This window comes from Phycicoccus jejuensis (assembly GCF_044797865.1).
In the GTDB taxonomy this organism is placed as follows: Bacteria; Actinomycetota; Actinomycetes; order Actinomycetales; family Dermatophilaceae; genus Phycicoccus; species Phycicoccus jejuensis.
Window position 1 is genome coordinate 1,061,340 of sequence record NZ_CP085209.1, and the last position, 26,490, is coordinate 1,087,829.

Below are 26,490 nucleotides of genomic sequence, written 5' to 3' on the forward strand. Positions count from 1 at the left end.
GTGCCACGATCGACGCCGCCGGACGAGCCGGCACGGGGTGCGGGGCCGGCGACCGATGAGGTCGGGGTCCGCCCCCGCTGACCTCCAGGAAGCGAGGCGACATGTCCGCCTACGGTGCCACCCCTCCGCCGCCCGTCCCGGGCCACCCCGCCGGGGGGCCGCCCGACAACAAGCTCGTGTGGTCCATCCTCGCGACCCTCTTCTGCTGCCTGCCGTTGGGCATCGTGGCCATCGTCAAGTCCGCCGAGGTCAACACCCGCTGGGGCGCGGGCGACGTCGCCGGCGCGCACGAGTCCGCCGCTGCCGCGGGCAAGTGGATCACGTGGTCGGTCATCGCCGGCATCGTCGGCATGGTGCTCGGCGTGCTCCTGTGGTTCGGGCTCGTCGCGAGCTTCATGGCCGCCTCCACGACGACGACGAGCCCCTGACCGGATGACCGCCGCCGCCTCGCGGGCCGACCGGGTCCGGGCGCTCGAGACGAGCACGGTCCGGTGGCACCGTCTCGTGCGCCCGGCGGTGGTCGCCGTCGGGGCGGCGGCCGTGGTCACCGTCGTCGGGTCGCTCGACCCGAACGCGCCGGGCCACTACCCGCCCTGCCCGTGGCTGTTCCTCACGGGGACGTGGTGCCCGGGCTGCGGGTCCCTGCGCGCCGTGCACGCCCTCGCCCACGGCGACGTCGGCACCGCGCTGGCGCGCAACCCGCTCGCGGTCGTGGCGGCGGTCTGGCTGACGGCGTGGTTCGTGCTCTGGTCGCGCCGGCAGTGGCTCGGCCGGCGACGCACGACGATGGCTCCGGCCGCCGCGATCCACGCGCTGCTCGGTGTCGTGCTGGCCTACTGGGCGCTGCGCAACGTCCCGGGCTGGACCTGGCTCTCGCCGGCCTGAGCGGGCGGCCGCGACCTCAGGCGGGGGAGAGGAACTCGGCCCCGGGCAGGTTGCGCACCACGCCGAACACGAGCACCGCGACGCCGATCGCGACGGGGAGCCAGCTCGGGACGACCGTGCGGACCGGGCGTCCCTGACGCGCGCGCAGGAGGCGGTAGCCGAGGTACAGCGCGACCGCGAGGTAGAGCGGCGGCACGAGGGGGTGGCGCTCGAAGGCGGCTCCGACATGGCCGTGCAGCAGCTCGTAGGTGGCGCGCGTCCCCCCGCACGCGGGGCAGTAGAGACCGGTCGCCGCGTACAGGACGCAGCCGGGGTAGTGACCGGCCTCGTAGGGGGAGTGGGTGGCGAGCCACGCGGCTCCACCGGCGACGGCGACCCCGGCCGCCCCCCACCACACGCGTGGTGAGAGGTGACCGAGGCCGCCGACGTGGGTCGTCATCTCAGCTGCCGGTGATCCGGTTGCCGAGGTCGAGGGAGGCGAAGGCGACCGGGACGATGATGCTGAGGACGACGGCGATGATGCCGGTGACGAAGCCACCCTGCGCGAGACCGCGACCGGCCTGGCCGGTGCGCGCGATCTCCTGCTTGGCCAGGAAGCCCAGGACCGCACCGCCGATGCCGAGGATCAGGCCGAGCGGCCAGCAGCAGAAGGCGAAGACGAGCCCGAGCACGCCGAGGACGAGGGCGATGATGGCCTTGATGTTGTTGCCGCCGGCGTTGCCTCCGGGCAGGCCGGGCGCGGGCATGCTGGGCGGCGGGGTGTAGCCACCACCGGCACCGGGCGGCGGCGGGGGCGGCGGGTAGCCGCCGGTGGCCGACGAGTCGCTCGGCTCCTCGGGCTCCGGCGGGGGCGGGTAGCTCCCACCGGGCGGGGGCGGCGGGGGCGGGGGCGTGCTGCTGCTCATGGGTCCTCCGTCGTCAGGGAGCCGACGACTGCCGGCTCGCGTTCACCCTAGCGGCCGGCCGGTAGCGGACCCCGGCATTCCACGGGCGTCGTGGAGGCCCGGGGCATCCGGCTCGTCGGGGGTCGAGGTGATGTCCGACCACCTGAGGGTCGGGTATCACCTCGACCCGAGGAGGTCAGGCCTTGGGGACCTTGATGACCGTCGAGTGGACGGCCTTGTCGGCGACCGTCTGCCGGTTGTCGTCCCAGAGCATCCAGAGGTAGGAGAGGTAGACGACGCCGTTGACGACCCCGCTGACCAGCTCGCGCAGGAAGCAGTTCCCCGCGCCGATCGGGGCGCCGGTGCGGGCGTCGACGAGCGTGAGGCCCACGACCGACTTGCCGATGCTCTGGCCGCGCCGGCCCATCCGGAAGACCCGGTTCCACAGCTGGAAGCCGACGCCGACGAGCCAGAACAGCACCATGACGGCGATGCCGACGGCGATGAGCGCACCGTTGGCGTCCCCGTACGTCGTCATCCCGTACTCGTCGACCCCGTTGCGGTCCGGGACCCCCGCGACGATGAAGGGGATGCCGGCGAGCATGAGGAGGAACGGCAGGAACGAGAGGCCGACGTCGACGAGCAGCGCGAGCACCCGGTCGCCGAAGGACGCGACGGGGCCGAAGTGGGCCTCGACGTACGGCACCGACTCCGGCACGGCGGGTCCGCTGGCGTACGCCGGCGCGGTGGTCCATCCGCCGTACGGGTTCTGCTGCGGCGCAGGCTGGTTCGGTTCGGCGGGCTGGTACGGCGCGGTCGTCGGCGCGGTGGGTCCCGGGGGCGGAGCGGGCTGCTCCGGGGTGGGGGGCTGCTGGTCGCTCATCGAGGTCCTCCGTCGGCGTGCGGCGGGGCGGCCGCCCCGCAGTGTCGCGTGCGCACGCCGTCGATCCTAGGGCGCGGCCGGCGGCCGGTCGGGGACGTCACCGGTCGGCGATGACCGGCAGCTCCTCGGTGTCGACGCCGAGGACCGCGCGCTCGTCCGGCTTGCCGGGGAGCACGTTGGCGACGTAGTCGTCGACGACCTCGCGGATCGGGATGTCGTGCTGCGCGCGCTCGGCCATGTACCAGCGGTGCTCGAGCACCTCGTGGAAGACCTCGGCGGGCTCGAGCTTGGCGACGAGGTCGCGGGGCACGCCGCGGGTGACGGGCTCGTAGACCTGCGCCAGCCAGTCGTGCGCGATGATCTCCTCGTCCTCGCCCTGACGGCCCGTCGCGGCGGAGTACACCTCGAGGTCGTTGAGCAGCCGGCGCGCCTGGTTCTCGCGGACGTCGAGACCGGTGAGCCGCAGCAGCCGCCGCGAGTGGTGGCCCGAGTCGACGACCTTGGGCTGCAACCGGATCGACGTGCCGTCGATGTCGGTCGTGATCTCGAGCTCGTCGACGTCGAAGCCCAGCTTGTTGAGGCGGCGGATGCGGTCGTCGACCCGCCAGCGCTCGGTGTCGTCGATGGTCTCGGCGTTGGTCAGCTCGGCCCACAGCTCGCGGTAGCGGGTGACGATGCGCTCGCTGACGTCGACCGGGTCGCGCTCCTCCTGGAGCAGGCCGCCGGCGTCGAGGTCCATCAGCTCGCCGGCGATGTTGACCCGCGCGATCTCGAGGTCGTGCTCGCGCTGGCCGTCGCTCAGCCGGTTGCGCAGCTCGCCCGTCTCGGCATCGACGAGGTAGGCCGCGAACGCGCCGGCGTCCCGGCGGAAGAGGGTGTTGGACAGCGAGACGTCACCCCACCAGAAGCCCGTGAGGTGCAGGCGCACGAGGAGCACGGCGAGGGCGTCGATGAGGCGGGTGGCCGTGCCCTTGCGCAGCGACTGGCTGTACAGGGCGCGGTAGGGGAGGGAGTACTGGAGGTGCCGCGTCACGAGGCAGGCGTCGAGCGGCTCGCCGTCGAGGCCGACGCGCCCGCTGACGACCGCGAACGGCTCGACCGACGGCAGGAGCAGCCGGCGCAGGTTGCGCAGCATCTCGTACTCGCGGCGCGCGATGTCGTCCTTGATCTCCTTGATGGCCAGGACGCGGCCGGAGAGGCGGACGAAGCGCACGACGTGCCGCGAGATGCCGCGGGGGAGCGCGGCGAGGATGTCCTCCGGCCACTCCTCGAGCGGGATGCGCCAGGGGAGGTCGAGCAGGGCGGGGTCGGGGCGGGCGGCGGTGAGCTCGAGGGCCATGACGGGCTTCCGGGGTCGGGGGACTCGGGACGGCGGGCGGGCCGGGAACGGGCGACGCCCCGGACGAGTGTCTCGTCCGGGGCGTCGTCGCGTGCGGGCGAGTCGGCGGAACGCCTCAGAGGCGCTTGCCGCTCTCGGGGTCGAAGACGTGCATGTGCTGCGCCTTCGGGTAGACGTAGACCTTCGAGCCCTTCTCGGGGACCGAGCGGCCGTCGACGCGCGCGATGAACGGCTTGGCGAGGTTGTCGTCGCCCCCGACGAGGCTGATGTTGCCGTCGGTCGGCGTGCCGTAGACGTACGCGTCGGCGCCGAGCTCCTCGACGACGTCGATCGTCAGCTCGAGGCCGTCGTTGTTCGTCGTGATCTCGACGTCCTCCGGCCGGACGCCGACGACGACGTGCGAGCCGCCGTGCTCGACGCCCTCGCGGGGGATGGTGACCGTGTGGTTGCCGAACTTCGCGCCGTCGGACGAGGCCGGGACGGTGACGAGGTTCATCGCGGGGGAGCCGATGAACCCGGCGACGAACAGGTTCGCCGGGTTGTCGTACATCTCGCGCGGGGTCGCGCACTGCTGGAGGACGCCGTCCTTGAGCAGGGCGATGCGGTCGCCCATCGTCATGGCCTCGACCTGGTCGTGCGTGACGTAGACGGTCGTGACGCCGAGGCGGCGCTGGAGGCTGGCGATCTGGGTGCGGGTCTGGACGCGGAGCTTGGCGTCGAGGTTCGACAGCGGCTCGTCCATGAGGAAGACCTGCGGGCTGCGGACGATCGCGCGGCCCATCGCGACGCGCTGGCGCTGGCCACCGGAGAGGGCCTTCGGCTTGCGCTCGAGGTACTGGGTGAGGTCGAGGATCTTCGCGGCCTCCTCGACGCGCTTGCGGATCTCGCCCTTGTCGACGCCGGCGATCTTCAGGGCGAAGCCCATGTTGTCGGCGACCGTCATGTGCGGGTAGAGCGCGTAGTTCTGGAAGACCATCGCGACGTCGCGGTCCTTCGGCGAGAGGTCGGTGACGTCGCGGTCACCGATCCAGATCTTGCCGCCGTTGACCTCCTCGAGGCCGGCGAGCATGCGCAGCGAGGTGGACTTGCCGCAGCCGGAGGGACCGACGAGGACGAGGAACTCCCCGTCGGCGATGTCGATGTTCAGCTTGTCGACCGAGGGGGTGTCGTTGCCCGGGTAGATGCGGGTGGCCTCGTCGAACTTCACAGTTGCCATGGCGTCGTTGCCTTTCCTTCACCGGCAGGAACGTGCCGGACGATCCGTCGTAAAGGGGGTGGAGCTCCCGCCTGCGTCGGTGCAAACGGTTTCGCCAGTATGCCGGACGACCCGCCCGCGCCGCGAGGACCGTCCCAGGGGGTGGCGCGGCGGCCGTCCTTCCTCTGGCGCGTCCCGCCGGGAGTCCCTACGGTTGGGCCATGAGGATCGCGGACGTCGTCAAGCGCAAGGGTGATGCGGTCGTCACGGTGCGGCCCGACGCCACCGTCACCGAGCTGCTGGCCCTCCTGGCCGAGCACCGGATCGGCGCGGTCGTCGTGAGCGGCGACGGCTCGTCGGTGCAGGGCATCGTCAGCGAGCGCGACGTCGTGCGGCACCTGCACTCCGACGGTGCCGGCGCGCTGGAGGCCCCCGTCGAGCAGATCATGACCGCCGACGTGCACACCTGCAGGCCCGACGACTCGCTCGAGGACCTCGCCACGCGGATGACCGAGCGGCGCATCCGGCACGTGCCGGTCGTCGTCGACGGCGCGCTCGGGGCGATCGTCAGCATCGGCGACATCGTCAAGTTCCGGATCGACACGCTGCAGGCCGAGCGCGACCAGCTGCGCGACTACATCCAGCAGTAGCCCTCCCGGGACCTCCCGCCACGCCGCGAAGGTGCTGCGCGGCGCGGGGGCATCCCGGCGCCACGCCGCGCGGGTGTGCAGGAATCGACACATTCGTCGATTTCTGCACGGATGGGGTCTGCGCGGGTGTGCAGCTATCGACACATTCGGCGATTCCTGCACGGATGGGGTCTGCGCGGGTGTGCAGCTATCGACACATTCGTCGATTGATGCACGGGGGGGGCGCGGGGAGCGGTCCGGGGGTGCACCCGTCCAGCGCGTACCCAGCCCCAGCGAATACCGTGGAGCCATGACCGCCGACGCCCCCGTGGACGGACATCCGTCCCCGGATCCCGACGACCCGGGGACGCACGCCCGGCTCGGGCCCTACCGGCTGGTCCAGCGGCTCGGCGAGGGCGGGATGGGCGTGGTCCACCTCGGGCTCGACCGCCACGGCCGGGCGGTCGCCGTCAAGGTCCTGCGCTCCCACGTCGCGCACGACCCGGACGCCCGCCGGCGCCTGGCCCGCGAGGTCGACACGCTCGAGCGCATCCGCAGCCCCTTCGTCGCGCCGGTCGTCGACGCCGACGTCGACGGCGACACCCCCTACGTCGTGACCCGCTTCATCGACGGCCCGGCGCTCGACACCCACGTCGCGGCCCGCGGGCCCCTGCCCCCGCCCGAGCTGCACCGCCTCGCCGACGGCCTGGCCCAGGCGCTCGATGCCATCCACGCCGCCGACGTCGTGCACCGCGACGTCAAGCCGGGCAACGTCCTCCTCGTCGACGGCGACCCGGTCCTCATCGACTTCGGCATCGCCCACGTCGTCGACGACGTCCGGCTGACCAGCGTCGGGCTCGTCATGGGCACCCCCGGCTACCTCGCCCCCGAGGTCGTCCACGGCGACGACGTCACCGACGCCACCGACTGGTGGGGATGGGCGGCCACGACCGCCTTCGCGGCGAGCGGCACGCCGCCGTTCGGCAGCGGCGGGATGAGCGCCGTCCTCGCGCGGGTGGCGGCCGGCGAGCCGGACCTCGTCGCCGTCGACCCCCGCATCGAGCCCCTGCTGTACGCCGCGCTCTCGCCGTACCCGGACGAGCGACCGCACCAGCACGAGGTCGTCCGCGCCCTCGAGCGCTACGCGCGCGGCGAGCTCGCGACCTCGGCCATCGAGGTGCGCCGCGCCCGCCCCGAGACCCAGGCGCGCCCCGAGACCCAGGCCCTCCCGGCGTCCGGCACCGCGGTGCTGCCCGCGCCGGCCACGGCCCCGGCGCCGCTGCCGCCCGTCGCCCCGCGCGTCCGACCGCAGCCCGCGCCGTCCCGCGACCCGCTCCCGCCACCCCCGACCGGCGCCGGCCGGCCGGGGCCGCCGCCCTACGCCCTGCCGCCCGCACCGCGACCGGATGACGACGACGTCCTCGAGGCGCGCGTCGACCCCCGCATCGGCCTGCCCACGCGCTCGGGTGTGCTCCTCGCGCTGCTCGCCCTCCTCGCGGGGCTGACGGCCACCGCGCCGCTCGTCGCCCTCGCCGCGCTCGCGGTGTGGATGGTCCTCGCGCGCACCGCCGACCGGTCCGTCACCTCCCTCGTCATGCGCCGCCACGACCGGGGGGCCCGCGGCAGCGACGTCGCGGTCGCCGTCGTCAGCAGCCCGTGGCACGTCGTCGTCGGGGCCGTCGGCACCCTCGTCACCCTCGCGCTCCCGCTGCTCGTCGGGGTGTCGGCGATGTTCGCCGGGGCCCTCGTCGTCGGCAGCGTGACCGGCGGGGCCACCCGGGCCGACGGCGTCGTGCCGCTGCTCGCGGCCGGTGTCTTCACCGCGCTGACCGCCTGGTGGGGCCCCGGCGGCGCCGGCCTGCGCCGGGGCAGCCGCAGCCTCGTGCGCGGCGCGACCGGGCACCCGACCGTGCGGCAGGTGCTCGTCGTCGCGCTCCTCCTCGCCGGGGCGCTGCTCACCGCGCTCACCGCCTCCCGGGGCGGGCCGGAGTGGTGGCCGCTGCCCGAGGCCCCGTCGTGGGTCGACCAGGTGGTGCCGCAGCTGTGACCGACCCCCGCACCCGGCGGGCCCGCATCCTGCGCGGCGACCTGCCCACCGAGCCGATGCCGATGGCGGACCTGCTGCGCCGCACGCCCTACCGGCACGCCCGCATCCCCGGCGCCTCCGCCCCGGACCCGACGATCGAGCGCGGGCTCGACCTCGCGCTGCGCGTCGGCGCGCTGATGCTGCGCTGCGGCGCCGGCGCCCCGCAGGTCGAGGGTGCGATCGCCGCGACGGCCGCGGCCGCCGGTGTCGACCAGGTCGAGCTCGACATCACCCTCCAGTCGATCCTCGTCCAGGCGCGCAGCGCGGAGGGGCGCCAGCACACGATGCTCAAGGTCGTGCGGCACACCCGCTTCGACTACGCGCGCCTCGTCGCGGTGCACCGGCTCGTCGAGTCGCTCGTCGCCGGCGAGGTGACCCCCGACGAGGCCTCCGACCGGCTCCGGCAGATCAAGCGGACCCCCCGCACCTACCCGAAGTGGGCCATCTCGCTCGCCAACGCCGTGCTGGCCTCCGCCGTCGCGGTCGTCATCGGCGCCAGCGCGCTCGCGGCCCTCGCGACCATCGGGGTGGTCCTCGCGGTCGCCGGGATCGCCCGGCTGCACGCCCGGGTCGACCTGCCCGAGTTCTACGGGAACGCCATGAACGCCTTCGCGGCGACCCTCCTCGCCGGCGGCCTCTACGCGATCGGCGCGACGGGGGCGATCCCCTTCACGGAGGCCGACTTCGCCTTCGTCGTCGCCGGCGGCATCGTCGCGATGCTGCCCGGACGCACGATGGCCTCCGCGATCGAGGACGTCATCTTCGGCTACCCGCTGACCGGCGCCGGGCGCCTGCTCGCCGTGCTGCTGTCGCTGACCGGACTGATCATCGGCATCGCGTCCGGGCTCTCCGCGATGCTCATGCTCACCCGCTGGACCAGCAGCAGCTTCGTCTCGCCGGACGTGCTGGACCTGCGGGTCAGCCAGGCCCCGATCGTCCCGGCCCTGCTCGCGTCCCTCGTCGTCGGTCTCGCCGCCGGGGTCACCGTGCAGAGCCGCCGGGGGCTCATCCTCCCGATGGGGCTGCTCACCATCGTCGGGGTCGCGGTCTCGGCGGTGCTCACCCGCGGCCCGGGGGTCGGGGCCGTCACGGCCACCGGCATCGCGGCCGTCGTGGTCGGCGTGCTCGGCCGGCTGCTGGCCCAGCGCATGGATGCCCCCTCCCTCGTCCTCGTCGTGCCCGCGAGCTTCGGCCTGCTGCCCGGTCTGACGATCTTCCGGGGCCTCTACGAGCTCGTCGCCCAAGGCCAGGACTCGGGGCTGCTCACCTTCCAGTCCGGCCTGTCGACGCTGCTGTCCGCCGGCGGCGTGCTGCTGGCCATCGCCACGGGGACCGTCCTCGGTGAGTACCTCGCTGCGCCGTGGGACCGCCACGTCCGGGGCTCACGCCGGCCGCGCACCGACGCGGTCCCGCGCTGACGCAGCCCGACGACGGGTCCGTCGTGACGGACCCCGGGAGCGGGGTCAGCCCCGACGCGGGTCGGCCGGCGGCCGCGGGGTGGCCGGAGCCGGGGACGCCGCCGGGGGCGCCGCCGGAGTCGAGGGGGCGGGGCCGGCCGGGCCGCGCGGAGCGGGGGCGCCGCCACCGAGGGCACGCGCGAGGTCGCCGGCGGCGCCGGGACGGGCCGTGGCCTCCTCGTTGGCCGCGCGCACCGCGAGGTAGATCTCCTCGCGGTGGATCTGGACGTCACCGGGCGCCTCGATGCCCAGGCGCACCTTGTCGCCGCTGATCTCGAGGACCGTCACGACGATGTCGTGGCGGATCCGGATGGCCTCGTGGGGGCGTCGGCTCAGGACGAGCACGCGAGCACCCCCCGGCCGAGCAGCCCGGCGCCGGTCATGCGGCCACCAGGGGCGCCCGCAGGGGGAGGTCCTGCCCGGTGAGGACGACCTGCTCGGCGTCGGAGGTGCGGGTGTTGACGACGAGGGGGGCGAGGAGGTTGGCCGTCGAGCGGGTGATGTCTTCGGCGATCGTCACGACGACGAGGACGAGGGCGTCCTCGGCGGTGCTCAGGTGCAGCCGGTCGGCCGTCGCGTCGTCGATCTCGGGGTGGTAGTCGGGGAAGAACGCGGCCGCGTCGGCGGTGACGAAGCTCGGGCCGGCGTCCCCGACGGGGGCGAGGTCGAACAGCCCGGTGGCGACCGCCCGCACCTCGTACTCGGTGGCGGGGAAGCCCACGAGGCCCTCGGGCAGGTGGATCCGACGGACGTCGAGGTCCGCCTCCTGGGTCTGCTGGGTCATCCGGTCCCTCACGTGGTCTCGTCGAAGAGGCGCCCGGCGGTGTCCCGGTCACGCCGTCCGCTGGCGGTGTAGGTGGAGCCGGCGCCGGCTCCGTGGAAGCGCGAGAGCGCCTCCTCGATGGCCTGCGCGCTCGAGGCGAGCAGCTCGCGGTTGGCGAGGGCCGCCTGGAGGAGCGCGGCGGTGGCCTCGCCCAGGGCGTGCCGGTGCTCGGCGAGCACCTGGTCCCAGGGCGCCGGCACGGCCTCGGCCAGCTCGCGCAGGCTGGCCTGCGGGGACAAGCCGAGGGCCTCGGTCAGGGGGAGGAGGTCGACCGAGCGTGCGAGCTCCGAGGAGCGGATCGTCGCGATGGTGTCGTCGACCTCGCGGGTCGAGCGGGCGAGCCAGCCGGAGCGCGCGGTCTCGACGAGGGCCCGCTGGACCTCGATGCGGTAGGCGAGCACGTCGAGCAGCTCGCGGGTGCGCCACAGCGACTCGGACAGGTCCGCGCAGGCGGCGGCGATGTCGGTCTGGCTGTCGGGCACGGTGTCCTCATCGGGTCGGGCGGGGCGGACTTGAGCGGCTCCGCGGCACGGATCCGGCTCTGGGTGCTCCAGCCAGTCTGCCACGCGCGCGCGCACGCGTGGCGCAGGCGCGGATCGGCACGACAACCGGCCGTTCGGACGACCCCCGGTGACCGGTCGGAGACGCCCCCGGTGGCCGAAGGGATCGAAGTCGGCCCCGGAGCCTTCTACGGCTGGCGACATGCCCGGACGTCCCTCGACAGTGGACCCATGACCACCACGGCCTCCCCTGCGGCCCCCCGTCACGACGTGGACGCGCTCTGCCGCGAGCACCTCCCGATCGTCACCTACGAGGTGCGCGCCCTCAGCGCCCGCCTCCCCTCCCACGTGGCGACCGACGACCTGACGTCGGCCGGCCTCTTCGCCCTCGCGTCGGCCGCCGAGTCGTTCGACGCGAACCGGGGCGTGCCGTTCGGCCGCTACGCGGCGACCCGCATCAAGGGAGCCCTCCTCGACGAGCTGCGCTCGATGGACTGGGCGACGCGCTCGGTCCGCACCCGGGCCCGCGAGCTCGACGCCGTCCGGGGCGCGATGACCTCCGAGCTGGGCCGTGAGCCGGCAGAGCGCGAGCTCGCCGACCGCCTCGGCGTCGGGGTCGAGGCCGTGCGCCAGGTCTCCGAGGCGGTGCACCGCTCGGTCGTCGTCCGCCTCGACTCGCTCGTCGACGCCGGGGTCGCGGACGCGGCCCTGCCGCGCGACGAGCGCACCCCCGAGGACGTCGTGGTCCAGCGCGAGCGCGAGAGCTACCTCTCGGCCGCGGTCGCGGCACTGCCCGAGCGGCTGCGCATCGTCGTCCAGGCCACGTTCTTCGAGGACCGGCTCCTCAAGGACGTCGCCGAGGAGCTCGGGGTCACCGAGTCCCGTGTCTCGCAGCTGCGCACGGAGGCCCTCGGGATGCTCCGCGACGGGATGCGCGCCACGCACGGCGAGGAGCGCCCCGCCGCCGCGGCCGCCGCGACGACCGCCGCCGCCCGCCGCCGCGCGGGCTACTACGCCGACATCGCCCAGCGCGCCTCCATGGCGCAGCGGGGCTCCGTCGCCGGCCGCCCGGCCGGCGTCCGGTTCGCGGGCTGACGCCCGCGCACCACCCCTGAACGGTCTCGGCGGAAAAAGTTCGCCGGGGCCCTCAAGTCCCTCACGGCGCCGCCGATGAGGGGTGTGCCGCCCCGACTGGGAGCGGCACGGATCGCCACGGACGGCGGTCCGAGACCCCATCCAAGGAGGAAACATCATGGGTCTGCAGGTCAACACCAACGTCGCCGCTCTGAACGCCTACCGGCACCTCAGCTCCACCCAGAGCTCGATGAACACCAGCCTCGAGCGCCTGTCCTCGGGTCTGCGCATCAACCGCGCCGCGGACGACGCCGCCGGCCTGGCGATCAGCGAGAAGCTGCGCGCCCAGACCAACGGTCTCTCCCAGGCCACGTCCAACGCCCAGGACGCGATCTCCCTCGTCCAGACGGCTGAGGGTGCGCTCAACGAGACGCACTCGATCCTCCAGCGCATGCGCCAGCTGGCGGTCCAGTCGGGCAACGACACGAACACCGCGGACGACCGCCTCGCCATCCAGAGCGAGGTGACCGCCCTCAACGACGAGCTCGACCGCATCGCCAACACCACCCAGTTCAACGGGCAGAACCTCCTCGACGGCACCGGTGGCACCGCCGGCACCTTCACGTTCCAGATCGGCGCCAACAGCGGCCAGACCGTCGACGTCGCGTTCGCGCAGGCCGACACGACGACCCTCGGCACCGACACCCTGGACGTGTCGACCTCGGCCGGCGCGGCGACCGCGCTCACCGCGATCGACGCCGCCATCAAGACCGTCTCGGGCAACCGGGCCGACCTCGGTGCGGTGCAGAACCGTCTGCAGCACACCATCAACAGCCTGAGCGTCGCGTCGGAGAACGCGGCCGCCGCCGAGTCGCGCATCCGTGACACCGACATGGCGAAGGAGATGAGCTCCTTCAGCCGGAGCCAGATCCTCTCCCAGGCCGGCGTCTCGATGCTCGCCCAGGCGAACAGCGCCCCGCAGTCCGTCCTCAAGCTCCTCGGCTGAGCCTGAGCACTGACTGACACCGTCGCCCGGGTCCGGCTCTCGCACGGACCCGGGCGAACGGTCAGCACCACCAGCGAGGAAGGAACAGGACCATGGCGGGAGTCGACGGGCTGATCTCCGGCCTCAACACGACGCAGATCATCAGCCAGCTGATGACCGTCGAGCGGCAGTCGGGCGCGGGCCTGACGAAGGGCAAGACCGCCAGCCAGACGATGGTCAGCGTCCTCCAGTCGCTCAACACGCAGATGCTGTCCCTGCGCGACGCCGCGAAGTTCTTCGTCCCCGACCCGCTCCTCAAGACCTCGGGCTGGACGACCACGACCTCCACCTCCTCCGCGCCGAGCGCCGTCTCCGTCGTCACCGACGGCACGGCCCTGTCGGGGACCACGACCTTCACGGTGTCGAGCGTCGCCTCCGCCGGGTCCGCGGTCTCGAAGGGGTCGGTCGCCTCGACCTCCACCGCCGTCACCGCCGGCCCGGTCGTCGCCGCGAAGGGCCTCGGGGCGCTCGGCGCCTCCGCCCTCCTCGCGGGCACGACGCTCGCGGCCGGGTCCCACACCGTCAAGGTGACCCAGGCCTCGGGTGGCGCCACCCTCTCCGGCGTCCCCCTCGGCTCGACCGTGACCATCGGCTCCGGCGCCCAGCTCGTCGTCGACCTCGGGTCCGGCCCCCAGAGCATCAGCATCGCCGCCGGCACCTACACCCCGTCGCAGCTCGCGGCCGAGGTGACGCGCGCGGCCGGCGGCGGCCTCACCGCGACCGCCGGCGACGACGGTGCGCTGCGCCTGGCCACCACCCGCGAGGGCAGCGCCGCCTCGCTCCAGGTCGTCTCCGCCGACCCCGCGCTCGGCCTCACCGACACGACCACGACCGCCCACGGCACCGACGGCGTCGTCGAGATAGACGGCGTCGCGACGACGCTCAGCGACCTCGGCCCCGGCTCCACCGTCACGCTCGCCGGGGCGGGCACGGACTCCGTGCAGCTGTCGCTCGCGGGCGGCCTGCGGGCCGGCACCGCGACCCTCGCGGACCTCGGCCTCGCGGCGGGGTCGAACATCGCCCAGGTCGCCTCGGCCGCGACCTCCTCGTCGCTCGGCCTCTCCGGCACGACCATCAAGGTCGGCGACGCCGCCTACAAGCTCCAGCTCACCTCGTCGACCACGGGCGCCGCGTCCGACGTCATGGTCTCGGCCGGCGCGTTCGGGGCGAGCGGCCTCGGCGACCTCGTCGAGCTCCAGACCCCGACCGACACGGTGCTGCGCGTCGGCACCGGCCCGGGCGCCTTCGACGTCCGCTCGGCGAGCAAGGACGTCACCGGACTGCTCCCGGGGACGACCATCACCGCGACGAAGGCCGACCCGACGACGCCGGTCACCGTGACCGTCGCCGGTGACTCCTCCGGCATCGCGGACAAGATGCAGGCCCTCGTCGACGCGGCGAACGCCGCCATCTCGTTCATCGGCGCGCGCTCCGGCTTCAACGGCGACACCAAGACCGCCGGTGTGCTGCTGGGCAACTCGCTGACCCAGAACATCGTGCGCCGGGTCACCGACGCCGCGGTCGGCGGCTCCGCCTCGCAGCCCTCCGCCGCCGGCATCACCGTCGGACGCGACGGCAAGATCGCCCTCGACAGGACGGCCTTCCTCGCCGCGTACGCCAAGGACCCGGCCAAGGTGACGGCCAACCTCACGAAGATGGCGTCGAGCATCGCCGACGTCGCCCAGCAGGCCGCCGACCCGCTCAAGGGCTCGATCACCAACGCGGTGAAGTCCGAGCAGGGCCGGATCCGCGACTACACGAACCAGATCGCGTCCTTCGAGACGCGGATGTCGCTGCGCGAGGACACCCTCAAGCGGCAGTACGCCGCCCTGGAGTCCCTCCTCGGGACCGTCAAGTCCCAGGGCGACTGGCTGACCGGCCAGCTGAAGACCCTCCCGACCAACTCGAGCTCGAACTGAGCCAGGAGACGACGACGTGACCACCACCGCCACCCTGCGCCGCCTCTACCAGAGCGACTCCGTGACGACGGCCTCCCCGAGCCGCCTCGTCGTGCTGCTCTTCGACCGGCTCGTCAAGGACCTTCACCTCGCGATGATCGCCATCGAGAAGCGCGACATCCAGGGTTCGCACCACGCGCTGCGGCACGCGCAGGACGTCGTCACCGAGCTCTCGACCTCGCTCGACCTCGAGATGTGGCCCGAGGGTCGCGGCCTGGCCGCCCTCTACGACTACGTCGTCGAGCGCCTCGTCCGGGCCAACGCGACGAAGTCGCACGAGCTCGTGGCCGAGGTGCTCGAGCTCGTCGAGCCGCTGCGCGAGGCCTTCACGACCGTCTCGGCCACCGCGGAGGCGTCGTGACCGTCGCCGACCTCTCCTGGGACGACGCACTCGACGCGGTCGAGGGCGACCTCGCGCGCGCCGAGCACGCCGTGCGCTCGGGGGACCTCGTCGACCTCGCGGAGGTGCTCGGCCGCTCGCCGCGCGCCACCGGCCCGCTGCCGGAGCGGCTCGCCTCCCGCGCCACCGCCGCGCTCGAGCGCACGCGCGCGCTCGAGGCCGAGATCGGCGAGCGGATGGCCGCCACGGTCCGTGCCCTCGGTGCCGACGAGCGCCGCCCGCACACCACCCCCGTCCGGCAGACGCCGGCCTACGTCGACGCGAGGGCCTGAGATGTCCAGCGCCTCCTCCCTCGGCATGGGCCTGAGCGCCCTCCAGGCCGCCCAGCGCGGACTCGAGATCGCCGGCCAGAACATCAGCAACGTCAACACGCCCGGCTACACGCGCCAGCGCATCGACCAGGCCGCCGCGTCCAGCACCGACGTGCCGTCGATGTTCGGGCGCATCCCGGCGATCGGCGAGGGCGTCGTCGTGCTCGGCACGACCCGCATCCAGGACCAGCTCCTCGAGGTGCGTGCGCAGCAGACCCGCGGCGCCGCGACGGCGGCCACCCAGGTCGCCAACGGCTACTCGATGGTCGAGTCCGCCTTCGGCGAGCCGGGCGACACCGGGCTGCAGGCCGGCATGGCCGAGTTCTGGAGCACGTGGGGCGACCTCGCGACCGACCCGGAGAGCAGCGCGGCCCGCACGAGCGTGCTCGAGGAGGGCGGCCGCCTCGCCTCCCAGTTCCGCGAGCTCGCCGGCCGGCTCTCGACCCAGTGGGGCGGCACCCGCGAGGCGCTCAGCTCCTCGGTCGACCGCGTCAACCGGCTCGCCCAGGACGTGGGTGACCTCAACGACGCCATCCGCGCCTCGAAGGTCGCGGGCGTCAACACCTCCGAGCTCGAGGACCGCCGCGGCCAGCTCATCGGCCAGCTCGGCGACGTCGTCGGTGCCATCGCGCAGCCGATGGAGGACGGCACGATGACGCTGACGGTCGGCGGCTCGGTGCTCGTCTCCGGCGCGCACGTCAGCAGCCTCGCCGTGTCCGGCCCGTCCACCGGCCCCGGGGGCGCGAGCCCGGTCTCGGTCGTGTGGGCGGCCAGCGGCACCCCGGCCACGGTCGGCGCCGGCGAGATCGGTGGGATGCTCACGACGCTGGACAGCACGATCCCGACCGTCATGTCGCGCCTCGACGCCGTCGCCGCGTCGCTCGCGAGCACGGTCAACGCCCAGCAGGCCGCGGGCTACGACGCGACCGGCGCGGCCGGGGCCCCGTTCTTCGCCGGCACCTCCGCGGCGTCGCTGCGCCTCGCGCCGCTCACCGCGGCGGGGGTGGCCGCTTCCTCCGCGCCGCCGCCCGCCAGCGACGGCAAGAACGCCGACGGGATGTCGGCCCTCTCGGAGCTGCAGTCCGGCCCCGACGCCACCTACCGCGACCTCGTCGTCTCCATCGGCGTCCAGGTGCAGGGTGCCTCGCGGCGGGCCGACGTCCAGACCGCGCTCGCCGGCCAGGCCGAGTCGGCCCGGCTCGGGGTCTCGAGCGTGAGCGTCGACGAGGAGATGGTCTCGCTCATGGGCTTCCAGCACGCCTACGAGGCGGCCGCGCGCTTCATCAGCGCCGTCGACGAGACGCTCAACACGCTCATGCAGATGGCACGATGACCATGTCCGACGCCTCGCCCGTCCCCGGAGCACCGCGATGAACCGCGTCACGCCCAGCGCCACCCGCCAGCAGGTCGTCTCGTCGCTGCAGGCCAGCCTCGCGCGCCTGCAGGCGACCCAGGACCAGATCAGCTCGGGCAAGCGCCTCGGCAAGCCGTCGGACTCGCCGACCGACACCGCGACCGCGATGTCGCTGCGCTCCGAGAGCCTGCGCAACGAGCAGCTGCAGCGCGCGATGGACGACGGCGCCGGCTGGCTGGCCAGCGCGGACTCCGCCCTCATGCAGAGCGGCCCCCTGCTGCAGCGCGCGCGCCAGCTCGTGCTCGCGGGGACCAACGACACCAACAGCACCGACGAGCGCGCGGCGATGGCCGCCGAGCTCGACCAGCTGCGCTCGAGCCTGCTCGACGTCGCCAACACCCGCTACCTCGGCCGCGCGGTCTTCGCCGGCACGCAGGACACCGAGAACGCCTACGCGAGCAACGGGGCCTACCTCGGCAACACGACCGCGGTCGAGCGCCGCATCACGACGGGTCCGGACCGGCTGGAGGTCAGCATCGTGGGACCGCAGGCCTTCTCGACCCTCTTCGCCGACCCGAGCGACCCGGCCGGGGCCGGCATCCTGCAGCGGCTCTCCGACGCGCTGCGCAGCGGCGACAAGACGGCGATGGAGCAGGGCCTGAGCGACCTCGACGCCGCGAGCTCGACGCTGCGCACGAGCCAGAGCATCATCGGGTCGCGCACGACGCGGCTGGAGTCGGTCCGCAGCGTCAGCGAGACCGCGGCGACCCGCGCGTCGGTGCAGCTGTCGACCGTCGAGGGCATCGACCTCGCGAAGGCGCTGACCGACCTCAGCGTGCAGCAGACCGCCTACCAGGCGGCGCTCCAGGCGACGGCCAAGGTCGTCCAGCCGTCGATCCTCGACTTCCTGCGCTGACCCCGGCCCGGTGCACATTTCGGGGTGACCCCGAAAAGTGCACGAGACAAGGGAACGGTTCCGGGGTCTCGTGGACATTTCGGGGTGACCCCGAAAAGGTGAGGCACCGGGAGGGGCTCCGCGCAAGCCGACCGGGGAGGTCCGGCCGAGCGTCGGAACGTGACTCGGCCGTTCGGCCACACCGCGGTTGGCGCCTCAAGTCACCCGGGGGGACGCCGATGGGGCAGTCGGTCATGGATGGCCGTCAGCCGCCAGGGACGCGCGGCGTACCCGACGCACCACCGTTCGCGGATGGTGCGTGACGCCTCCAGGAGAACCATGATCGACCTCGTCGGCGACAGCACGTTCCGTGCTCTGGGCCGGGCGCTCACCGGTCTGTCGGTGCGCCAGCGCACGATCGCGGACAACATCGCGAACCTCCAGACCCCCGGGTACACCGCGCAGCGCGTCGACTTCGAGAGCAGCCTCGCCTCCGCGTGGGCCTCCGGCGGCGACACCGGCTCGTCCGCCATCCGCACGATGGCGTCCTCCGACCCCGCCGGCCTCAACGGCAACAACGTCAACCTCGACGAGGAGACCCTCGCCGCCACCGAGACCGGCCTGTCCTACCAGCTCGGCGTCCAGGCGATGACCGACCGCTTCCAGCGCCTGCGCAACGCGATCGGCGGTGCGTGATGGCCCTCTTCGGTGCGATGAACACCGCGGGCAGCGGTCTCCTGCTGCACCGCACCTGGCTCGACGCGATCTCCGACAACATCGCCAACGTCAACACCGTCCGTCCGACGAGCGAGAACGCCTTCCAGGCGCGCTACGTCGTCGCCCAGTCCCGGGGCAACGGCACGGGCGTCGACGTCGCCGGCATCCAGCTCTCCTCGGCGCAGGGCCGGCTCATCCACGACCCGAGCAACCCCATGGCCGACGCGCAGGGCTTCGTCCGCGCCCCCGACGTCGACCTCGGCGAGCAGATGACCCAGCTGATCATGTCGCAGCGCGGCTACCAGGCGAACCTCGCGACGGTCGAGCGTGCCCAGGCCGCCTACCAGCAGGCGATCGGGCTGGGCCGCTGATGAGCATCAGCCCGATCTCCTCGCTCGGCGCGCTGCCCCCCGTCGGGGCGACCCAGCGCGCCGCCGGCCCCCAGGCCGCCGGGTTCGGCGACGCCGTCACCCAGGGCCTCGAGAAGCTCGACCAGCTCCAGAAGGTCAGTGACACCAAGGCCGTCGAGGCCGTCACCGGCCAGCTGAGCGACGTCCACGACTACACGATCGCCGCCAACCAGGCCGCCGTCGCCACCCAGCTGACGGTCGCCGTCCGCAACAAGGCCGTCGAGGCCTTCACCGAGATCATGAGGATGCCCGTATGACCGGCCCGGACCCCAAGGCCCTCCTCGCGCGCGGCGGGAAGATGTTCTCCGACCTCACCTCCGGCCAGAAGATGGTCGCGCTCGTCGCGGTCCTCGGGGTGGCCATCGGTGGGTTCTTCTTCGTCCGCTGGGTCTCCACGCCGGCCTACGCGCCCCTGTTCACCGGCCTCAGCGCCTCGGACGCCGGCGCCGTCACCTCCGCGCTCACCGACGCGGGGACGCCCTACCAGCTCGCCGACGGCGGCCAGACCGTCCTCGTGCCGCAGGCGCAGGTCTACCAGCAGCGCATCTCGCTCGCGGGCCAGGGCCTGCCGGCGGGCGGCGGCGAGGGCGCGACCGGCTACTCGCTCCTGGACCAGCAGAGCATGACGAGCAGCGACTTCCAGCAGAAGGTCACCTACCAGCGCGCGCTCGAGGGCGAGCTGGCCAAGACCGTCCAGGCGCTCGACGGCGTGCAGTCGGCCGTCGTCCACCTCGCGGTCCCCCAGGAGGACGTCTTCACCTCCGACGCGACGAAGCCCACCGCCTCGGTCCTCGTCAAGACCGCCCCCGGCAAGACCCTCTCGACGGGCGCCGTCGACTCGATCGTCAACCTCGTCTCCGGCTCCGTGCCGAAGCTCGCCGCGGCCGACGTCACCGTCTCGGACGCGACCGGCCAGGTCCTCAGCGCCGGCGGCAACGGCACCGGCGCCGGGGGCAGCGACGCCCGCCAGACCCAGCAGCGCGCCGTCTCGGACGCCGCCGCCGCCAACCTCCAGTCGATGCTCGACAAGGTCGTCGGCCCGGGCAAGGCCGTCGTCCGCGTCGACGCCACCCTCAACTTCGACGCCCAGCAGACCGACCGCGAGACCTACATCCCGACCAAGCCGCAGACCACCACGCAGCTGCAGACCTCCAAGGAGACCTACACCGGCACCGGCGCCCCCGCCGGCGGTGTGCTCGGCGGCACGACGACCACGGGAGCCGGTGGCACGGGGTCGTACTCGAAGACCGAGACCAGCCAGACCAACGCGCTCGGCACCCTCAAGGAGTCGGTCAAGAGCACCCCGGGCAAGGTCGAGCGGATGTCCGTCGCGGTCCTCCTGGACTCCGCCGCCTCGGCCTCGGTCAGCTCCAACGACATCACCCGCCTCGTCACCGCGGCCGCCGGCCTCGACCCCAAGCGCGGCGACCTCGTCGAGGTCACCTCGCTGCCCTTCGACACCTCCGCGGCCGCCGCCGCGCAGAAGGAGCTCGAGGCCGCCGCCGCGGACGCCAAGCAGCAGAACATGATCGACCTCGCCAAGACCGGCGGGCTCGCGCTCCTCGTCCTCCTGGCCCTCGTCTTCGGCTTCCTCCGCAGCCGCCGCCGCAAGGGCGACGCCGAGCCCGAGGAGATCGAGTACTACCGCGTGCCCGAGGGCCCGGCCCCCGCCGACGCCGTCCTCGAGATGGCCGAGGCCCGCGCCGCCCTGCCGATGCCCGCGGAGACCCAGCTCGTCACCGCCGGCTCCGGCGCCGTCGAGTCGATGGCCCGCGACAACCCCGACGACGTGGCCCGCCTGCTGCGCGGCTGGATCTCGGAGGGGGCGAAGTGACCGTCACCGCCCAGCCGATGAGCGGCATCCGCAAGGCGGCCCTGCTGCTCATCCAGCTCGGCCCGGACCAGTCGGCGCCGGTGCTGCGCTCGCTGCGCCCGGAGGAGATCGAGGCCCTCATGGCCGAGGTCGCCGCGATGGACGTCGCCGACGAGGACTCGCGCGAGGCCGTCCTCGCCGAGTTCCACGAGATGGTGCGGGTCAGCAAGCAGCGCACCCGCGGTGGCTTCGACATCGCCGAGGAGATGCTCGTCAAGGCCGAGCACGAGCAGTCGCGCGAGATCCTCGGGCGGCTCTCCACGGCCATCACGCACGCCCCGTTCGCGTCGCTGCGCACGGTCGACGGCGCCCTGCTGCGTCCGTTCCTCGAGGACGAGCACCCGCAGACCATCGCCCTCGTGCTCGGGCACCTCTCGAGCGAGCAGGCGGCCCTCGTCCTGTCCGGCCTGGCCGACGCGGTCCGCGCCGACGTCGCCCACCGCCTCGCGACGATGGACAAGACGAGCCCCGAGGTCGTCCGGGTCGTCGAGTCGCACCTCGTCCGCAGCCTCGCGACCCTCGGCGACGCCCGCGACCACGTGACCGTCGGCGGCCTCGACCCCCTCGTCGGCATCATGAACCGCTCGCAGCGCGAGACCGAGCGCGCCATCCTCCTCGGCATCGAGGAGCGCGACCCCACCCTCGCCGAGGACCTGCGCTCGAAGATGTTCGCCTTCACCGACATCGTCGACCTCGACGACCGGACGATCCAGCTCGTCCTGCGCCAGGTCGACGCCAAGGAGCTCGCGCTCGCCCTCAAGGGTGCGCCGCCGGCGGTGCGGGACAAGGTGTTCCGCAACATGTCCGAGCGCTCCGCGGCCGCCCTCCAGGAAGAGGTCGAGGTGCTCGGCCCGGTCCGCACGGCCCAGGTCGAGGAGGCCCGCTCCGCCGTCGTCAAGGGCATCCGTGCCCTCGAGGAGGCCGGCGAGATCGTCATGTCCCGGGCGGGAGGCAGCGATGACCTCGTCCACTGACCTCCGCCCGACCACCCTCCTGCGCGGCGCGGACGAGCTGCGCCCGGCGAGCTTCGGCCGTCAGCTCGCGCCCGCCGGCGACCCCGCCGGCGTCGGCATCCCCGCCGAGTGGCTCGAGGGCCGCGAGGCCGGGATCGCCGCCGGCCGGCGCGAGGCCGCCGCCGAGCAGCTCGCCTGGCTGGAGCGCGCCGAGGCCGCCACCGCCGCCGAGCGCGCCGAGCAGGCCCGCCGCGTCACCGCGGCGCTCGCCGGCATCGGCCGCGCCGCCGAGGACGCCGTCGCCGGGCTCACCGTCCGTGACGTCCTCACCACCGCCGCGGCCCTCGCCGTCGACATCGCCGAGGCGCTCGTCGGCCACCACCTCGAGGTCGACGGCTGCGCTGCCCGCGACGCCGTCGCCCGGGCGCTCACCGAGGTGCCGCGCGGCGGCACCGTCCTCTTCCGCCTCAACCCGGACGACGCCGAGCTGCTCGCCGCCTCCGCCGAGGACCTCGGCGCTCTCGCCCCCACCTCCGTCCTCGAGCTCGTCGCCGACCCCGCCGTCGAGCGCGGCGGCTGCCTCGCCGACGTCGGCGACCGCACCGTCGACGCGCAGCTCTCCTCGGCCCTCACCCGCGTCCGCGAGGTGCTCGCGCGATGACGACCACCCTCCACGACGAGCTCGTCGCCGCGGCCCGCCCCCGGGTCACCGGCCGGGTCACCCGCGCCGTCGGCGTCGGCCTCGAGGTCAGCGGCCTCGACGTCGCCGTCGGCGAGGCCGTGCGCGTCGTGGGGGAGCGCGGCTCGATCCTCGCCGAGGTCGTCGCCCTCGACGACGGCACCGCCCGCTGCATGCCGGTCGGCGAGCTGCGCGGCGTCCGCGTCGGCGACCGCGTCGAGGCCACCGGCGGTCCGCTGCGCGTGCCGGTCGGAGACGGCCTCGTCGGCCGCGTCGTCAACGCGCTCGGCCAGCCGATCGACGGCGGCCCGGCGCTGACCGACGTCCAGTGGGTCGGCACCGACGGCACCCCGCCGCCGGCGATGACGCGCGAGCGCATCAACACCCAGCTCGGCCTCGGCATCCGCGCCTTCGACACGCTCATCCCGTGCGGCCGCGGCCAGCGCATGGGCATCTTCGCCGGCTCGGGCGTCGGCAAGTCGAGCCTGCTGTCGATGATCGTCCGCGGCACCGACGCCCCGGTCACGGTCCTCGCGCTCGTCGGCGAGCGCGGCCGCGAGGTGCGCGAGTTCGTCGAGCACGACCTCGGCCCCGAGGGCCTGGCCCGCGCCGTCGTCGTCGTGGCGACCTCCGACGAGCCGGCACTCGTGCGCCTGCACGCGGCGTTCACCGCGACCCGGATCGCCGAGTGGTTCCGCGACCAGGGTCGCGACGTCCTCCTCGCGATGGACAGCGTCACACGCGTCGCGATGGCCCAGCGCGAGGTCGGCCTCGCCGCCGGCGAGCCCCCGACGACCCGCGGCTACCCGCCGTCGGTCTTCGGCATCCTGCCGCGGCTGCTCGAGCGCGCCGGCACCGCCGAGCGCGGCAGCATCACCGGCCTCTACACGGTGCTCGTCGAGGGCGACGACATGAACGACCCCGTCGCCGACGCCGTGCGCTCCATCCTCGACGGCCACGTCGTGCTCGACCGCCGCCTCGCGACCGCCGGCCACTACCCGTGCATCGACGTCCTCGAGTCGGTCTCGCGCGCCAACCGCGCCCTCACCGACCCGCAGCAGCGCGCCGCCGCCGACACCCTGCGCAGCCTCCTCGCCGCGCGCCGCGACGCCAAGGACCTCGTCGAGATCGGCGCCTACGTCGCCGGCACCAACCCGCTCGTCGACCGCGCCCTCGCGCAGAGCGGCGCCATCGACGCCTTCCTGCGCCAGGACCTCGACGACGTGACCGGCGCCCGCGACAGCTGGGCCGCCCTCTCGAGCCTGGCGGGTGCGCTGTGAGCACCCGCACCGAGCGCCTGAAGACCGTGCTGCGCGTCCGCACCATCCAGGAGGAGCAGCGCCGCGGCGACCTCGCCCGCGCCGCCGCCGCGCAGGGGCGCGCCGCCGAGGCCGCCGCCGAGGCCGCGGCCCGCTACGGCGCGCGCGACGTCTGCGGCGTCGGCGTGCCGGTCGACCTCGCGACCTTCCTCGGGACGCGCGCCGCCGAGACCCGCCGGGCCGACGGCGTGGCCCACGCCGTGCGCGAGCAGGCCCTCGCCGAGGGCGAGACCGACCGCGCTCGCGCCCTGCTCACCGAGGCCCGCACGCGCACCTCGGGCCTCGAGCGGCTCGTCGAGCGCGCGGCCGAGGAGCAGCGCCTCGAGGTCCTCGCGGCCGACGAGCAGACCGCCGAGGAGTCGGTGCGCGGCCGCCGGACGGAGGACGAGGGATGAGCGTCGAGACCTCCGGCCCCGCCGCCGCCTTCGCCCGGATGGCCGCCATCCAGGGCGCGATCGCCTCCGTCTCCGGCGGCGCCCGCACCCAGACGGCGGCCGCCATCACCGGGGCGTCGTCCTTCGACTCCGTCTACGGCGCCGCGCTCGAGGGTGTCGAGGGCGGCACCGACCTCGCCGGCGGCTCGTCCGTCGGTGGCTCCGACACCGGCTCGCGCGCGGTGGCCGCGGCCAAGAAGTACCTCGGCGTCCCCTACGTCTGGGGCGGCACCACGCCGAAGGGCCTCGACTGCTCGGGCCTGGTCCAGCTCGCCTACCGCGAGGTCGGCGTCGAGCTCCCCCGGGTCGCGGCCGACCAGGCGCGGCAGGGCACGGCGGTCCCGGACCTCGCCCACGCGCAGCCCGGCGACCTGCTCGCCTTCAACTCCCCGGTCACGCACATCGCGATCTACGTCGGCGACGGCAAGATGATCGCCGCTCCCAAGCGCGGGGACGTCGTGAAGATCCAGGACGTCTACAAGACGCCGACGGCCATCCGCCGGATCGGCCCGACCGTCGCGGAGGGCGTCTCCGCCACCGGCCCCGCCGCCGCCACCGGTGGTGTCGCGGCCCTCTCCGGCAGCGGTGCGCCCGCCGGCCTCCACCAGCTGTTCTCGGCCGCGACGGCGCGCTACGGCCTCCCGGCCGGCCTGCTCGACGCGGTCGCCAAGGCCGAGAGCGGGTACAACCCGCGGGCGGTCAGCGGCGCCGGCGCCCAGGGCCTCATGCAGCTGATGCCGGCCACCGCGCGCGGCCTCGGCGTCGACCCGTTCGACCCGGCCCAGGCCGTCGACGGTGCGGCCCGGATGCTCAAGCGCGACCTCGCGCGCTTCGGCCGGCTCGACCTCGCGGTCGCGGCCTACAACGCCGGGGCCGGTGCCGTGCAGCGCTACGGCGGCATCCCGCCGTACGCGGAGACCCAGCAGTACGTCCGCCGAGTCCTCGGCACCCTGGGGGTGAGCTGATGTCCCTCGTCGTCACGCCGACCGTCGCGCCGCAGCCGGGCGCGTCGCGTCCCGGGCGGCCCGCCGCGTCCGACGACGGCTTCGCGGCCGTGCTCGCGGCCCGCTCCGGCTCCGCCTCCGACGAGGCGGCGCCCGCGCGCACCGGCGACCGCGTCGACCCCGCCGACCCGCGCGAGCGGCGACCCGCCGAGGTGAAGCCGGCCCACGTCCGCGGCGAGCACGCCACCGACGGTCCGTCCGCCCGCACCACCCCGGACGACGGGGGAGCGGACCGTCCGGTCGCCGCCGCCGCCGACACCACCGACTCCGCCGACGTCGCCGCGACCCCTGCGGTCGACCCCACCGCCTCCGAGGTCACGGCGACGACGGCCGTGCCCGCCCCGGCCTCCCCGCCCGCGGGTCTCGTCCTCCCGGTCGTCGTCGGCGCCCCGGTGGCCGCCACCCCGGACCAGGCCCCGGTCGACACCGTGGCGACGACCGCCGGCGCCGCCCCGGCCGGCGCGTCCACGACGACCGCTGCCACGACGGTCCAGGACCCGACGAGCGACGGCACGGCGACCCACGGAACCACGACCGGGGGCACGACGACCTCCGGCGCGACCGTCCCGACCACGGACGCCGCGGCCACCGCGACCCCGGGTTCCGCGACCGCCACCACCGCGACCGCCACCACCGCCACCGACGCGGCGGCCCCGACGAGCGCTCCCGCCACCACGCCCGCGACCCCGGCCCCGGCCGGCGCGCCCGCACCGGAGGGTGCCACCGGCGACGCCGCCTCGGCGCCGACGACCGGTGCCCCGACGACCGGTGCGCCCGCCCCGGCCGCGACCGACGTCCCCGCGCCCGCCCACGCCGCGGTGCACGAGGCCCTGACGACGGCCGTCGCGAGCACGCCCGACACCACCCCGGCGCCGACCGTGGTGGCTCCCGCCCTCGCGGCGCCGGCGCCCGTCACCGGCGCGACGGCCACGGCGGCCACCCCGGCCGCCGCGCCCGTCCCGCAGCCGGCGCACACCCAGGTCCTCACCGCCGTGGGTCCGCTCCTCACGGGCGCCGACGGCAGCCACGAGCTGACCATCCGCCTCGACCCCGACGGCCTCGGCGCCGTGCACGTGCGCCTCTCGGTGAGCGGCGACGAGGTGCGGATGCACCTGACCGCCGCCGAGACCGGCACGCGGGACGCGCTGCGCGACGGCCTCACCGAGCTGAAGGCCCGCCTCGAGGAGTCCGGCCTGCGGGCCACGAGCCTCGACGTGGGCACCGGCAGCACCCCCGGCCGGAACGGCGCCGACGCGCAGGACCTGCGGCAGCCGCGCCCGAGCGGGCACGCGACCGTCCGCCACGGCCCGGCGCCGCCGCTCGTGGCTCCGACGCCGGCACCCCTGCAGCACACCGACTCCCGACTCGACCTGAGGATGTGAA

General features: G+C 74.5%; 30 protein-coding genes. 22 read left to right on the plus strand and 8 right to left on the minus strand.

Translation table 11 applies throughout. The features are described from left to right. The first annotated feature begins 101 nt into the window (after positions 1-101). Both LG324_RS05030 and LG324_RS05035 read left to right on the plus strand, forming a co-directional pair. Positions 102-428: a CD225/dispanin family protein gene (locus tag LG324_RS05030; protein WP_404352281.1), complete on the plus strand. Its 327-nt coding sequence runs from the start codon at positions 102-104 to the stop codon at positions 426-428. A gap of 4 nt (positions 429-432) precedes the next feature. Continuing rightward, positions 433-885 carry a DUF2752 domain-containing protein gene (locus LG324_RS05035; protein ID WP_404352282.1) on the plus strand — a complete coding sequence of 151 codons (453 nt, stop codon included), beginning with the start codon at positions 433-435 and terminating at the stop codon, positions 883-885. 16 nt (positions 886-901) lie between these two features. Here the strand turns inward: LG324_RS05035 and LG324_RS05040 are convergent, their stop codons facing one another. From LG324_RS05040 to LG324_RS05060, 5 genes are all read right to left on the minus strand, one after another. Then, the gene (locus LG324_RS05040) at positions 902-1,324 is read right to left on the minus strand and encodes a DUF2752 domain-containing protein (protein ID WP_404352284.1); all 423 of its coding nucleotides are present in this window, start codon (positions 1,322-1,324) and stop codon (positions 902-904) included. A gap of 1 nt (position 1,325) precedes the next feature. After that, complete coding sequence (locus LG324_RS05045; RefSeq protein WP_404352285.1) at positions 1,326-1,790, minus strand: DUF4190 domain-containing protein; 465 nt, start codon at positions 1,788-1,790, stop codon at positions 1,326-1,328. Between the two features lie 175 nt (positions 1,791-1,965). Continuing rightward, complete coding sequence (locus tag LG324_RS05050; RefSeq protein ID WP_404352286.1) at positions 1,966-2,652, minus strand: RDD family protein; 687 nt, start codon at positions 2,650-2,652, stop codon at positions 1,966-1,968. Positions 2,653-2,749: 97 nt separating this feature from the next. Then, the gene (locus tag LG324_RS05055) at positions 2,750-3,991 is read right to left on the minus strand and encodes a DUF4032 domain-containing protein (RefSeq protein ID WP_404352288.1); all 1,242 of its coding nucleotides are present in this window, start codon (positions 3,989-3,991) and stop codon (positions 2,750-2,752) included. Positions 3,992-4,106: 115 nt separating this feature from the next. Then, complete coding sequence (locus tag LG324_RS05060) at positions 4,107-5,207, minus strand: ABC transporter ATP-binding protein (RefSeq protein ID WP_404352290.1); 1,101 nt, start codon at positions 5,205-5,207, stop codon at positions 4,107-4,109. 200 nt (positions 5,208-5,407) lie between these two features. Between LG324_RS05060 and LG324_RS05065 the strand changes: the two genes are divergently transcribed. The 3 genes from LG324_RS05065 to LG324_RS05075 all read left to right on the plus strand — a co-directional run bounded on the left by LG324_RS05065 (position 5,408) and on the right by LG324_RS05075 (position 9,319). Further along, positions 5,408-5,836, plus strand: a complete 429-nt coding sequence (locus tag LG324_RS05065) for a CBS domain-containing protein (RefSeq protein ID WP_404352291.1) — start codon at positions 5,408-5,410, stop codon at positions 5,834-5,836. 289 nt (positions 5,837-6,125) lie between these two features. Next, positions 6,126-7,862: a serine/threonine-protein kinase gene (locus LG324_RS05070; protein WP_404352293.1), complete on the plus strand. Its 1,737-nt coding sequence runs from the start codon at positions 6,126-6,128 to the stop codon at positions 7,860-7,862. Further along, positions 7,859-9,319, plus strand: a complete 1,461-nt coding sequence (locus LG324_RS05075; protein ID WP_051750515.1) for a threonine/serine exporter ThrE family protein — start codon at positions 7,859-7,861, stop codon at positions 9,317-9,319. Before LG324_RS05070 ends, LG324_RS05075 begins: the two co-directional genes overlap by 4 nt. Positions 9,320-9,364: 45 nt before the next feature. On the opposite strand, the gene csrA is transcribed toward LG324_RS05075, so the two are convergent. Genes csrA through flgN form a run of 3 tightly spaced genes read right to left on the minus strand, consistent with a single transcriptional unit; the run spans position 9,365 to position 10,663 of the window. Continuing rightward, complete coding sequence (gene csrA, locus LG324_RS05080; protein ID WP_404352294.1) at positions 9,365-9,703, minus strand: carbon storage regulator CsrA; 339 nt, start codon at positions 9,701-9,703, stop codon at positions 9,365-9,367. A 34-nt stretch (positions 9,704-9,737) separates the two neighbouring features. After that, a complete protein-coding gene (gene fliW / locus LG324_RS05085; protein WP_207024437.1) occupies positions 9,738-10,142 on the minus strand; it encodes a flagellar assembly protein FliW in 405 nt (134 codons plus the stop codon). An 8-nt stretch (positions 10,143-10,150) separates the two neighbouring features. Further along, positions 10,151-10,663, minus strand: a complete 513-nt coding sequence (gene flgN, locus LG324_RS05090) for a flagellar export chaperone FlgN (protein ID WP_051750517.1) — start codon at positions 10,661-10,663, stop codon at positions 10,151-10,153. Between the two features lie 249 nt (positions 10,664-10,912). On the opposite strand from flgN, the gene LG324_RS05095 reads away from it, so the two are divergent. The 17 genes from LG324_RS05095 to LG324_RS05175 all read left to right on the plus strand — a co-directional run bounded on the left by LG324_RS05095 (position 10,913) and on the right by LG324_RS05175 (position 26,489). Next, positions 10,913-11,776, plus strand: a complete 864-nt coding sequence (locus tag LG324_RS05095) for a sigma-70 family RNA polymerase sigma factor (protein WP_404352295.1) — start codon at positions 10,913-10,915, stop codon at positions 11,774-11,776. Between the two features lie 157 nt (positions 11,777-11,933). Continuing rightward, positions 11,934-12,761, plus strand: a complete 828-nt coding sequence (locus LG324_RS05100) for a flagellin (RefSeq protein ID WP_404352296.1) — start codon at positions 11,934-11,936, stop codon at positions 12,759-12,761. A gap of 92 nt (positions 12,762-12,853) precedes the next feature. Then, positions 12,854-14,719 carry a flagellar filament capping protein FliD gene (fliD, locus tag LG324_RS05105; RefSeq protein WP_404352297.1) on the plus strand — a complete coding sequence of 622 codons (1,866 nt, stop codon included), beginning with the start codon at positions 12,854-12,856 and terminating at the stop codon, positions 14,717-14,719. Between the two features lie 16 nt (positions 14,720-14,735). After that, a complete protein-coding gene (gene fliS, locus LG324_RS05110) occupies positions 14,736-15,119 on the plus strand; it encodes a flagellar export chaperone FliS (RefSeq protein WP_030528526.1) in 384 nt (127 codons plus the stop codon). Then, the gene (locus LG324_RS05115; protein ID WP_404352298.1) at positions 15,116-15,430 is read left to right on the plus strand and encodes a hypothetical protein; all 315 of its coding nucleotides are present in this window, start codon (positions 15,116-15,118) and stop codon (positions 15,428-15,430) included. Before fliS ends, LG324_RS05115 begins: the two co-directional genes overlap by 4 nt. A 1-nt stretch (position 15,431) precedes the next feature. Continuing rightward, positions 15,432-16,802, plus strand: a complete 1,371-nt coding sequence (flgK, locus tag LG324_RS05120; protein ID WP_404352299.1) for a flagellar hook-associated protein FlgK — start codon at positions 15,432-15,434, stop codon at positions 16,800-16,802. A 37-nt stretch (positions 16,803-16,839) separates the two neighbouring features. Beyond that, on the plus strand, positions 16,840-17,739 hold the full coding sequence (flgL, locus tag LG324_RS05125) for a flagellar hook-associated protein FlgL (RefSeq protein WP_030528529.1): 900 nt from the start codon (positions 16,840-16,842) through the stop codon (positions 17,737-17,739). 318 nt (positions 17,740-18,057) lie between these two features. After that, positions 18,058-18,414: a flagellar basal body rod protein FlgB gene (locus tag LG324_RS05130; protein ID WP_404352300.1), complete on the plus strand. Its 357-nt coding sequence runs from the start codon at positions 18,058-18,060 to the stop codon at positions 18,412-18,414. Further along, positions 18,414-18,806, plus strand: coding sequence for a flagellar basal body rod protein FlgC (locus tag LG324_RS05135; protein ID WP_030528531.1), 393 nt, complete (start codon positions 18,414-18,416; stop codon positions 18,804-18,806). Before LG324_RS05130 ends, LG324_RS05135 begins: the two co-directional genes overlap by 1 nt. Then, a complete protein-coding gene (gene fliE / locus LG324_RS05140) occupies positions 18,806-19,102 on the plus strand; it encodes a flagellar hook-basal body complex protein FliE (RefSeq protein WP_030528532.1) in 297 nt (98 codons plus the stop codon). Before LG324_RS05135 ends, fliE begins: the two co-directional genes overlap by 1 nt. Continuing rightward, positions 19,099-20,679 carry a flagellar basal-body MS-ring/collar protein FliF gene (gene fliF / locus LG324_RS05145; RefSeq protein WP_030528533.1) on the plus strand — a complete coding sequence of 527 codons (1,581 nt, stop codon included), beginning with the start codon at positions 19,099-19,101 and terminating at the stop codon, positions 20,677-20,679. Before fliE ends, fliF begins: the two co-directional genes overlap by 4 nt. Beyond that, a complete protein-coding gene (gene fliG, locus LG324_RS05150; protein ID WP_245616144.1) occupies positions 20,676-21,692 on the plus strand; it encodes a flagellar motor switch protein FliG in 1,017 nt (338 codons plus the stop codon). The genes fliF and fliG overlap by 4 nt, the downstream gene beginning before the upstream one ends. Continuing rightward, positions 21,676-22,332, plus strand: coding sequence for a FliH/SctL family protein (locus tag LG324_RS05155; RefSeq protein ID WP_404352301.1), 657 nt, complete (start codon positions 21,676-21,678; stop codon positions 22,330-22,332). Before fliG ends, LG324_RS05155 begins: the two co-directional genes overlap by 17 nt. After that, the gene (locus LG324_RS05160; RefSeq protein ID WP_404352302.1) at positions 22,329-23,630 is read left to right on the plus strand and encodes a FliI/YscN family ATPase; all 1,302 of its coding nucleotides are present in this window, start codon (positions 22,329-22,331) and stop codon (positions 23,628-23,630) included. The genes LG324_RS05155 and LG324_RS05160 overlap by 4 nt, the downstream gene beginning before the upstream one ends. Beyond that, on the plus strand, positions 23,627-24,064 hold the full coding sequence (locus LG324_RS05165) for a hypothetical protein (protein WP_030528537.1): 438 nt from the start codon (positions 23,627-23,629) through the stop codon (positions 24,062-24,064). Before LG324_RS05160 ends, LG324_RS05165 begins: the two co-directional genes overlap by 4 nt. Continuing rightward, entirely contained in the window at positions 24,061-25,068 is a 1,008-nt protein-coding gene (locus LG324_RS05170) for a transglycosylase SLT domain-containing protein (protein ID WP_404352303.1), read from the plus strand. Before LG324_RS05165 ends, LG324_RS05170 begins: the two co-directional genes overlap by 4 nt. Beyond that, a complete protein-coding gene (locus LG324_RS05175; RefSeq protein ID WP_404352304.1) occupies positions 25,068-26,489 on the plus strand; it encodes a flagellar hook-length control protein FliK in 1,422 nt (473 codons plus the stop codon). Before LG324_RS05170 ends, LG324_RS05175 begins: the two co-directional genes overlap by 1 nt. The last annotated feature ends 1 nt before the right edge of the window (position 26,490 follow it).

Bases quoted from the DNA above. Each gene is read 5' to 3' on its own strand.
- LG324_RS05030 (WP_404352281.1), top strand. From the start codon at position 102: ATGTCCGCCTACGGTGCCACCCCTCCGCCGCCCGTCCCGGGCCACCCC.
- LG324_RS05035 (WP_404352282.1), top strand. From the start codon at position 433: ATGACCGCCGCCGCCTCGCGGGCCGACCGGGTCCGGGCGCTCGAGACG.
- LG324_RS05040 (WP_404352284.1), bottom strand. From the start codon at position 1,324: ATGACGACCCACGTCGGCGGCCTCGGTCACCTCTCACCACGCGTGTGG.
- LG324_RS05045 (WP_404352285.1), bottom strand. From the start codon at position 1,790: ATGAGCAGCAGCACGCCCCCGCCCCCGCCGCCCCCGCCCGGTGGGAGC.
- LG324_RS05050 (WP_404352286.1), bottom strand. From the start codon at position 2,652: ATGAGCGACCAGCAGCCCCCCACCCCGGAGCAGCCCGCTCCGCCCCCG.
- LG324_RS05055 (WP_404352288.1), bottom strand. From the start codon at position 3,991: ATGGCCCTCGAGCTCACCGCCGCCCGCCCCGACCCCGCCCTGCTCGAC.
- LG324_RS05060 (WP_404352290.1), bottom strand. From the start codon at position 5,207: ATGGCAACTGTGAAGTTCGACGAGGCCACCCGCATCTACCCGGGCAAC.
- LG324_RS05065 (WP_404352291.1), top strand. From the start codon at position 5,408: ATGAGGATCGCGGACGTCGTCAAGCGCAAGGGTGATGCGGTCGTCACG.
- LG324_RS05070 (WP_404352293.1), top strand. From the start codon at position 6,126: ATGACCGCCGACGCCCCCGTGGACGGACATCCGTCCCCGGATCCCGAC.
- fliW (WP_207024437.1), bottom strand. From the start codon at position 10,142: ATGACCCAGCAGACCCAGGAGGCGGACCTCGACGTCCGTCGGATCCAC.
- LG324_RS05095 (WP_404352295.1), top strand. From the start codon at position 10,913: ATGACCACCACGGCCTCCCCTGCGGCCCCCCGTCACGACGTGGACGCG.
- LG324_RS05100 (WP_404352296.1), top strand. From the start codon at position 11,934: ATGGGTCTGCAGGTCAACACCAACGTCGCCGCTCTGAACGCCTACCGG.
- fliD (WP_404352297.1), top strand. From the start codon at position 12,854: ATGGCGGGAGTCGACGGGCTGATCTCCGGCCTCAACACGACGCAGATC.
- flgK (WP_404352299.1), top strand. From the start codon at position 15,432: ATGTCCAGCGCCTCCTCCCTCGGCATGGGCCTGAGCGCCCTCCAGGCC.
- flgL (WP_030528529.1), top strand. From the start codon at position 16,840: ATGAACCGCGTCACGCCCAGCGCCACCCGCCAGCAGGTCGTCTCGTCG.
- LG324_RS05130 (WP_404352300.1), top strand. From the start codon at position 18,058: ATGATCGACCTCGTCGGCGACAGCACGTTCCGTGCTCTGGGCCGGGCG.
- LG324_RS05135 (WP_030528531.1), top strand. From the start codon at position 18,414: ATGGCCCTCTTCGGTGCGATGAACACCGCGGGCAGCGGTCTCCTGCTG.
- fliE (WP_030528532.1), top strand. From the start codon at position 18,806: ATGAGCATCAGCCCGATCTCCTCGCTCGGCGCGCTGCCCCCCGTCGGG.
- fliF (WP_030528533.1), top strand. From the start codon at position 19,099: ATGACCGGCCCGGACCCCAAGGCCCTCCTCGCGCGCGGCGGGAAGATG.
- LG324_RS05155 (WP_404352301.1), top strand. From the start codon at position 21,676: ATGACCTCGTCCACTGACCTCCGCCCGACCACCCTCCTGCGCGGCGCG.
- LG324_RS05160 (WP_404352302.1), top strand. From the start codon at position 22,329: ATGACGACCACCCTCCACGACGAGCTCGTCGCCGCGGCCCGCCCCCGG.
- LG324_RS05170 (WP_404352303.1), top strand. From the start codon at position 24,061: ATGAGCGTCGAGACCTCCGGCCCCGCCGCCGCCTTCGCCCGGATGGCC.
- LG324_RS05175 (WP_404352304.1), top strand. From the start codon at position 25,068: ATGTCCCTCGTCGTCACGCCGACCGTCGCGCCGCAGCCGGGCGCGTCG.